We start from the raw sequence: 8,991 nt of genomic DNA on the forward strand, positions 1-8,991 counted from the left end.
AAAGGATGAGTAATCCAGTTACAGAACATTTAATTGCCTATCATGCTTATGATGCAGATGGTGAAATGTATGGTGTTGTAGATGTTGAGTTACCTACTGTTACGAGTATGAAAAAGACAATTAAGGGAGCAGGTATTTCAGGTGAAGTTGAAGTACCTCTTTTTGGTCATACAGAGTCACTAAAAGTAAAAATTAACTGGCGTTCATTAACACCACATGCTATTAAGTTGAGTCGTCCAGGTGCGCATTTACTTGAGGTACGTGGCGCATTACAAGAACAAAATGCCTCAACAGGCGAGTATCGTGTAATCCCTCACAAGGTAGTGATGCGCACAATGGCACATAATATTGGACTTGGTAAATTAGCGGTTGGTGAAGATAGCGATACCAACAATGAGCTTGAAGTATCCTACCTAAAAATTTCACAAGATGGCATTGAAACACTAGAAATTGATAAATTCAACTATATTTATAAAATTGCTGGTACAGATTATTTAAAAGATGTGCGTGTAGCACTTGGAAGGGAGTAAGTAAAAATGGATGTGTATTTAAAAGAACCTTTACTCAATAAAAAAGGTGAAGAGTTAACGAAGGTAATTGATAAGGAAGGTGGCGAAAAAAGCTACCTTCTTTCTTTTTCTGCAGAAAGTATTACAGGTAAACATATGATGCAAGCGGAGAAAAAATATCGTGAAGAAGGCGGCAGCGACTATGTGCCAGTACTTACATCTATGCCTTATCGTGCGGCATTGGTAGCTGTCGTATTAGATGTTGATTATGAAGCGATTGCAGGTTTATCTGGTGTTGCTTACTTTGCATTAACTACGGCGGTACAGGATTTTTTCTTTTAATCAACATTAAGTCAGTAGACTGGATCAAGCGTAATGCGCTTATTATGAGTCAAATAAATTACACACCACTGACATACTGGCTTGATTTGCCAATACGTCAGTTTTTAGATTGGATTGCGGTGTCTAACAAAATTGTTGACGAGAAGGAGGAGAAATAATGTCACGTAGGTTATTTGAAATCGCATTTGCCTTACAAGGACGCCTAGACTCCTCTTTCCGTGGTGCTTTCCAAAATGCTGACTCACAAATGAATCGTTTGACACGTGGCATATCGGATACACGTAATAGTTTACGTCAATTAGACAGCCAGTATCGTCAAGGTGGTATGAGTCTGACACAATACATTGCCCAACAAGAGCGCTTAAATGGTGTATTACGTCGGCAACAACGGGAATTACAATCACAAGAGCGCCACCAACAACGTGTCAATCGAGCGCAAGCTTTTGAAGGGCGTATTAACAGTGTAAGAGATGGTTCACGTGGCGCTATGATGGATGCCATAGCTAAGACTGGTATTGTAGCCGCGCCGATTAAGCAAGCGATTGAGTTTGAGAGTACCTTTGCAGATGTTAAAAAGGTTGTAGACTTTGATACAGATGGCGAAATTGCGGAAATGAAGAAGGAAATCATTTCTATGACAAAGGAAATTCCCATGTCAGCAACAGAATTTAATGAAATTATTGCTTCAGGTGGGCAAGCAAACATTGCTAAAAATGAATTAACGACTTTTGCTAAGGACGCAGCTAAAATGGGTGTTGCTTTTGATATGACCGCTCAAGACTCTGGGCAAATGATGGCTGAATGGCGTTCAGCTTTTAAGATAAATCAAAAGGAAGTCGTTGAATTAGCTGACAAAGTAAATCACTTAGGTAATAAATCGGCAGCTTCAGCGCCCAAGATTTCAGAAGTATTACAACGAATTGGTCCATTAGGTGAAGTTGGCGGTGTAGCTACTGGTGAAGTAGCCGCATTGGGGGCTGCAATGGTTGAAGTAGGTACTGCACCCGAAATTGCAGCTACGGGATTGAAAAATTTAGTCTTAAAAATGACAGCTGGTGAATCTGCAACAAACACTCAAAAGAAAGCTTTTGAGAAGTTAGGACTAAGTGCAACAGATATGGCAAAGGCAATGCAAGATGATGCACAAGGAGCTATCTTACAAGTTTTTGATAGTATTCAAAAGCTAGAGGAACATGAACAAGCAGCTATATTAACACAATTATTTGGTTCAGATTCTGTAGCAGCTATTGCACCATTACTTACTGATTTAGACCGACTTAAAGAGCTATTTGGAATGGTAGGTGACGAATCACAATATGCAGGTTCAATGCAAGCCGAGTTTGAAGCACGCTCAGCTACAACAGAAAATAGTATTCAGTTATTAAAGAATCAAGTAGCAGCCTTAGGATTAAAGTTTGGTGATATGTTATTACCAGCATTAAATGTTGTGGTAGATAAATTAAGTGCAGGTGCAGAAAAAGTGCAAGCTTTTGCAGATAAGCATCCCAAATTAACTAAAGCTATCGCTTTAGGAACTGCAGGTATGCTTGCAATGTCAGTGGCTGCTACAGCTATTGGCTATGCCGGAGCGTTAATGCTATCTCCTTTTGCTAAGCTTATTACGCTAATTACTAAATTAGGTAGGGCGCCAGGTATATTAGGGCGCATCGCTTCAAGTATGCGTGGTATACGTCCACCTGCAGATTGTGGTGCAGGTAGTGGTAACCATAGAGATCGACGTGGACGTAGGAGCAGTAACCGTAATCGTCGAAACAATAATACATCTCAAAGTCGAGGAAGATCAACGAGACAAACACGTCCATCAAGACAGCCAAGACCAACAGGTAGAGGTGGATTAGGTGGACTAGTACGTCGAGGAGCAAGTAGTGCATTGAATGGTGTGCGTAGTATGGGTGTAAGTGGATTATTGAAAGGTGGAGCCAAACTAGGCATGAGGGCTGTTCCTATATTGGGCGCAGGCATGTTAGCATTTGACGTTGGTAAGTTTGCTTATAACAAGATGGGTGGATTACAAGGTATTAAAGATAAATTTATGCCAAAGGCCTCAGCATCAGAACTTTCAAAGAGTATAGCGGAAGATGGTAATAAAGCAGTAACAGAAGCTACAAGAGCTGGTCAACTATCAGGTCAAAGTTTTTCGCAGGGTTTAGCGCAAAATATGAATTCAAATGACTTGTCATCCATAGTATTTGATCAGTTTAATAATATTGCTAATGGAGCTAATGCATATGGCAGTGCCGCAGGTTTTAATTTTACAACTGGCATAGGGCAGAATGTAGCTTCAAATACACTATCATCCATAGTATTTGACCAGTTTAATAATATTGCTAATGGAGCTAATGCATATGGCAGTGCCGCAGGTTTTAATTTTACAACTGGCATAGGGCAGAATGTAGCTTCAAATACACTATCATCCATAGTATTTGATCAGTTTAATAATATTGCTAATGGAGCTAATGCATATGGCAGTGCCGCAGGTTTCAATTTTACAACTGGTATAGGGCAGAATGTGGCTTCGAATGTATTATCATCTACAGTATTCGATCAATTCAATAATGTTGCAATTGGTGCTGCAGCTTATGGTAACGCAACAGGTTTTAATTATAGTATGGGATTAATTCAAACACCTATTCCTGTGCTGCCTTGGATAGCTTCACAAGTTTATATGCCTCTAGCTATGACAGCTGTAATGATGTTTAGTATTGGCCAAAATATTAGTTTGAATTTAGCAAGAGGAATTTCAAGTGGTCGCGCAGCAATAGCAGCTGAAGTTGCGGGTATTAGATCGCTTGTAGCACAAGCAACTAATTTAAGTGTTAATATCAATGCTGTTGCAAAAGGTGGTCGTGTGCCAAAATATGCACGTGGTACGATTGCTACTCAAGCTCATGTTGGTATATTTGGAGAGGCAGGACCAGAAGCTTTAATTCCATTAGACGGTTCGGCTAGGGCTCACGATTTATATCAACAAACAGGAGCAGCATTAGGCTATAAAAACGAAACAAAAATACCTGAAGCTAAAATGGATAAGTCTACACAGAGTATCACATTACATTATGCGCCAGTCATCCAAGGTAACAAGACAGAAGTCGAAACGATTTTACGAGAAGATAAATCAAGTTTCATGGATCAATTAAAAGAGTTGCAAGCGCAACAAAGGAGGGTGACGTTTGGATAAATACATTACCACACAGGGCGATATGTGGGATGCCATCGCCTACCGCCTATATGGTGACGAAACAAAAATGACGACATTACTTGAGCATAATCAAGGGTGGCGTCATTTTGTCGTCTTGCCTGCAAATGTTGAACTTGTCGTACCAAAATTAACAGTCACAAAAAAAATACAGCGTCCACCGTGGTTGGAGGAATAGCGGATGCAAGCGAGGCAATCCTTATTAAAATTACAGTACACCAATAAAGATATTAGTAAATCGCTTGCTTCTTATTTATTAGGCTGGACTTATACAGATTACATGAGTGGAGCTATTGATGACCTGCAAATTAACCTAGAGGATAAGGCACATTTGTGGAATGCCGCATGGATGCCGAACAAAGGAGCAACGCTACGAGCGACTATTATACTTAAAAATTGGGAAGCAGAATCATCAACCCTTGATGCAGTCATCGGGCTATTCGAAGTAGATACTTTAAATAGCAAGGGCCCACCATCTGTAGTAACGATTAAGGCACTCGCAATCCCAGAAAGTTCGGCTTTGCGTGGTGAGGATAAAAATAAAGCATGGGAAAAGACCAAGCTACGCACAATCGCTCAAGAGCTTGTAAGTAAAGCCGGCATGAAGCTATTTTATGATACAAGTGAAAACCCAGAGTATGATCGAATGGAACAAACAGGTGAAACAGATTTATTATTTTTGTTTCGTTTATGTAAGGATGCAGGGCTTTGTCTAAAGGTAACTAATGGGCAAGTTGCAATATTTGATGAACAAAAATATGAAGCAAAGCCACCCATTACAACGATTACTAGAGGTAAGTCATTAATTGAAGGGCACGACTTTACCACAACAATGAATGAAATTTATGCTGCGTGTAAAGTGTCCTATCAAGATGGTGACAAAAAACAAAAGATTGAAGCTACTTTTACCGCGCCGAAGTCACCAGGTACAAAGCGTACGCTTTATATTAATGAGCGCGTGAAGGATAAAACTGAAGCGCAAAAGCTTGCCAAAAAGAAACTGCGTGAAAAAAACCGTGAAGCTACAACAGGCAAGTTTCAATTGATGGGGCATCCTAAATACACGGCAGGCGCTACGATTATGGTTAAAGGGTTTGGTTGGTTTGATGGCAAGTATATTATTACGCAAGCTACACATAGTAAGTCAGGGAAATATAGCACTTCGATTGATGTACGACGTTGTTTGGAGGGGTATTAATGGACACATTCCTTAAAAATATGGTGAGAATTGGCGTGATTTCTTATGTTAATCCTAAAGAAATGAAAGCACGCGTGTTATTTGAAGAGCGTGACGTAGTATCAGCTGAGCTAGATATTGTTGTGAAAGGTAGCTTGCACAATACAAGTTACTGGCTACCACAAATTAATGAGCAAGTATTGTGCTTATTTTTAGCGACGGGTAACCAAAAGGGCTTCGTTTTAGGCTCGTTATATAACAAAACAGATGTGCCAAAAATTAATAACGTTAATAAAGTACGTCATGATTTTAAGGATGGCAGCTTTGTAGAACATGACTCTGCAACAGGCGATATGCTTGTGCGAGCAACAGGCAATGTAACGATTAAAGCGCACAAAATAACACTAGTGGAGGATGGATAATATGGTGATCGGCGTGTTTGGCCCAATTATTTTTGAGGTTTCGGATAACTTGATTCGTACTTTTGATGAGTTTACACGAACAAATAATGAGCGCTGGGAAACGCATGATATTGATGGTGCAAAGCCGAAAAGTGAATATGTTGGGCCAGGTTTGGACAAAATTAGTTTTACGATTGACTTTACTTTATCGCTAGACGTTAATCCAATCGAAGAAATGGACAGAGTTGTGCGAATGTCGCGAAATGGTGAGGTGCACTCATTAGTTATAGGTAACAAGCGCTTTGGAATGAATAAATTTAAGCTTATAAGTGTTAGCGGAGCGTATGAACAATTTGATAAAAACGGCGTGCTATGGTCGTCGAGCACGCAGGTGGAATTGGAGGAATACGTATGATGGTGTATGAGGTAGTACCTGCAACTGAAATTGATTACGGAGCGACAGGCGTAAAAGAAGTATTGCAAAATGTAGCGTGCATTTTAGCAACGACGGCTTATGAACAACCTATGTTTCGAGAAGCGTTTTGGCAACCCGATATTGATATAAATATTAACGTTGCCCGCATGCGAGCCATCCCAATGATTATAGACACCATCGAAAAATATGAGCCACGTGTTCATGTAGCAGCCGTTGATTTTATTGCCAATGAGCAAGAGCTTGATGGTATTTTAACACCGAAAGTGCAGGTGACAGTGGATGAAACCACGCTTTAATTTACAAGATATTGATTTTATAAAAATGGATGCAGAGGAAATACAAGACCGTGTTTTACGTAAGATAGAAGAACGTATGGGCGTGCGATTGTTTCCTGCTGACCCACGTAAGCTTTTTATTCAATCGTTAATGCCCATTATTGTAGGCATTAAAAATGATATTAACTATACCGGCAAACAAAATTTATTAGCGTATGCGAGTGATGATGCGCTAGATCATTTAGGTGTTATGACTGATACTGCACGCTTGCCAGCAGTAGGCGCAAGTGTCCCACTAAAGTTAACATTTACAACGGATGGCCCTCATGTTATTCCGTTAGGTACACGCTTTACGCCCAACAATGAACTAGTTTTTAGCACAGTAGAGCGTTATGAGTTTGTAGGCAATCATATTACGATACTCACAAAATGTACGACACCAGGCGTAATTGGAAATGGTTATGCCCCTGGTCAGATTGACACGCTTGTTGACCCATTGCCGTATTTTGATGCAGTTGAAAATATCGCAACTACTGAAGGCGGCAAAGATATTGAAAGTGATGATGCTTATGCGGCACGTATTCATCTAGCACCTGAGAAGTTTTCGACTGCTGGTCCTGATGGCGCTTATATTTATCATGCGAAAAGTGCCAATCAAGACATACAGGACGTATATCCGTATATGGAAACGCCAGGTACAGTCGAGGTAATTTGTTTAATGCAAGGTGGACGGTTGCCAAGTGAAGAAGAACTAGCAGAAGTCGATGCGTATTTAAAGCAACGCCATGTACGCCCTTTAACAGATAAGGTTGTGGTGCGCACACCCAACTTCGTGGACTACAGTATAGATGTGACTTATTGGATTGCAGAAGCTTCTGTGTATCAGGAACAATTGGTACGTAAAAAAATCGAAGCAGCAGTAGATGAATATATTGCTTGGCAACATGCAAAGCTTGGACGTGATATTAATACGACTGAGCTTATTTATTTGATGCGTAAAAATGGTGCAGCACGTATTCAAACGCAAGGTATGGAGCATGTAACATTAAAGGATTACGAAGTGGCTCGTTTAACGACAAAGCAAGTAACGTATGGCGGTGTGGATTATGGTACATAGAGCACCAACACATCAGTTACTGACACGCTTTATGGACAGCGATGCCTTCACGCGAAATCTTTTCGAAGTCATTGTCGAGGAATTATATGAAGTAGCTGTCGAAGTACCAATGTTGCATCTCATGGCAAATTTAGAAAAGCAAAGCGACGATGTACTTGATCATTTAGCTTGGCAGTTTCATGTGGATTTTTACGATGCTAAATTTGAGAGACACAAAAAGATAGCATTAATACGTACAGCATTTGCAACACACAAATATAAAGGCACCCCATATGCAATGGAAAAAGTATTAGAAGCAGTAAAATTATCTGGTGAAGTTGTTGAGTGGTTTGAATATAACGGAGATCCCTATCACTTCTCAATAGAATTAAAACTTATTCAAAAATTAAATGACCTCAACCTTATCTATGACATGATAATGGCGTATAAAAATGTGCGTTCGTGGTTTGATGGTTTTGTCATTCTAGCTTTGGAACAAGGGTTTTGGTATTGGGATGACAGTTACAGCTACCCCGTGTATTATAAAACATGTGGCGATTTTTTTGGCGATACAGCAACGATTAACCAAAATCTAGGTGGCACACTTTATCAAGACTACAGCTATAGTTATCCCGTGTATTTTGACGATGTCAATCCAACGTATGTCCAATACATGGATACAGGAGTAGGGTTTGTGCTTGTAAGTGATAATTATAGTTACCCTATATATTACAAAACGTGCGGGGATTTTGAAACGCCCTATGCTAAAAGTGCACAATTCAATGGGGCAACAGATATGCTGTTTGAGGCATATTCTTATCCCGCGCACTATGCCGTGTGTGGAGAATTTGAAGCAGGAGAGTGAGGCAAATGGAAGGCGTTAAAGACAGTGAAGAAATCAAAAGTTGGGAATGGGCCATCATGCCATTTTATACAAACGTTATGCGTAATATGGCGTCTAGCATCGCTAAGGATGCTGCCGTAACGATTGACGGCCAAACCTATAGTTATCCCATTACAAAAACCGTAATCGAGGACAACTTTTTTAAACATTACATCGAAATACAAGACGAGCCTATCGGTAATATCGAGCGTATCGTGTTACGCAATGAAAACGAAATACCTCTCGCTGAAGGGTATGGCTTAATCGAAAAAGATGACGAAGGTTGGCACATGGCATTTAAACTATATTTCGAGGAAAAGAAGGTGATGGGCAATGGTTGATGAAAGAAAACGAGCATATGTTGATATCAAAGAGCTGCAAGAAGCCGCGTTTGATTACCAACCCGAAGATTGGAAAGATAAAGTCGTTGATCCTGAAGGACATAATAGTCAGAGGGGCACGAAGTTTACAGCTCGTCGGGCCAATAACATTGAACAAGGTGTAGACAAGGCGCACGAACGCCTTAACTTACATGTCGATTTTTTAGAAGGTACAGAATTAACCAATAAACAGATGCGCTTTCGTCTGTTGTTGTTAGAGGCTGCTGTTGCTCAGGGCACAGCTAAAAATATGATGGTCGATAATTTTGAGGATG

Annotated in this window: 11 protein-coding genes and 1 pseudogene; all 12 read left to right on the top strand. The window is 40.2% G+C overall.

Annotation, left to right across the window (positions count from 1 at the left end; translation table 11 throughout):
* Positions 1 to 5 precede the first annotated feature (5 nt).
* A complete protein-coding gene (locus tag IEW44_RS06295) occupies positions 6 to 530 on the top strand; it encodes a phage major tail tube protein (protein WP_188614187.1) in 525 nt (174 codons plus the stop codon).
* 6 nt (positions 531 to 536) lie between these two features.
* Positions 537 to 851, top strand: a complete 315-nt coding sequence (locus IEW44_RS06300) for a hypothetical protein (protein WP_188614188.1) — start codon at positions 537 to 539, stop codon at positions 849 to 851.
* A 157-nt stretch (positions 852 to 1,008) separates the two neighbouring features.
* Entirely contained in the window at positions 1,009 to 4,050 is a 3,042-nt protein-coding gene (locus tag IEW44_RS06305; protein ID WP_188614189.1) for a phage tail tape measure protein, read from the top strand.
* Positions 4,043 to 4,246, top strand: a complete 204-nt coding sequence (locus tag IEW44_RS06310; protein ID WP_188614190.1) for a tail protein X — start codon at positions 4,043 to 4,045, stop codon at positions 4,244 to 4,246. The genes IEW44_RS06305 and IEW44_RS06310 overlap by 8 nt, the downstream gene beginning before the upstream one ends.
* Positions 4,247 to 4,249: 3 nt before the next feature.
* Complete coding sequence (locus IEW44_RS06315; RefSeq protein WP_188614191.1) at positions 4,250 to 5,266, top strand: phage late control D family protein; 1,017 nt, start codon at positions 4,250 to 4,252, stop codon at positions 5,264 to 5,266.
* Complete coding sequence (locus IEW44_RS06320) at positions 5,266 to 5,667, top strand: phage baseplate assembly protein V (protein ID WP_188614192.1); 402 nt, start codon at positions 5,266 to 5,268, stop codon at positions 5,665 to 5,667. Before IEW44_RS06315 ends, IEW44_RS06320 begins: the two co-directional genes overlap by 1 nt.
* Position 5,668: 1 nt before the next feature.
* Positions 5,669 to 6,061, top strand: a complete 393-nt coding sequence (locus IEW44_RS06325) for a phage tail protein (RefSeq protein WP_188614193.1) — start codon at positions 5,669 to 5,671, stop codon at positions 6,059 to 6,061.
* Positions 6,058 to 6,378: a hypothetical protein gene (locus tag IEW44_RS06330; RefSeq protein WP_188614194.1), complete on the top strand. Its 321-nt coding sequence runs from the start codon at positions 6,058 to 6,060 to the stop codon at positions 6,376 to 6,378. Before IEW44_RS06325 ends, IEW44_RS06330 begins: the two co-directional genes overlap by 4 nt.
* Complete coding sequence (locus IEW44_RS06335) at positions 6,362 to 7,474, top strand: baseplate assembly protein (protein ID WP_188614195.1); 1,113 nt, start codon at positions 6,362 to 6,364, stop codon at positions 7,472 to 7,474. Before IEW44_RS06330 ends, IEW44_RS06335 begins: the two co-directional genes overlap by 17 nt.
* A complete protein-coding gene (locus IEW44_RS06340; RefSeq protein WP_188614196.1) occupies positions 7,464 to 8,318 on the top strand; it encodes a phage tail protein I in 855 nt (284 codons plus the stop codon). Before IEW44_RS06335 ends, IEW44_RS06340 begins: the two co-directional genes overlap by 11 nt.
* A 5-nt stretch (positions 8,319 to 8,323) precedes the next feature.
* Positions 8,324 to 8,677: a hypothetical protein gene (locus IEW44_RS06345; protein ID WP_188614197.1), complete on the top strand. Its 354-nt coding sequence runs from the start codon at positions 8,324 to 8,326 to the stop codon at positions 8,675 to 8,677.
* A pseudogene (locus tag IEW44_RS06350) lies at positions 8,670 to 8,991 on the top strand (hypothetical protein); the annotation flags it as partial. The gene IEW44_RS06345 and the pseudogene IEW44_RS06350, both read left to right, overlap by 8 nt.

This window comes from Lysinibacillus alkalisoli, from assembly GCF_014643595.1.
Taxonomy (GTDB): domain Bacteria; phylum Bacillota; class Bacilli; order Bacillales_A; family Planococcaceae; genus Metalysinibacillus; species Metalysinibacillus alkalisoli.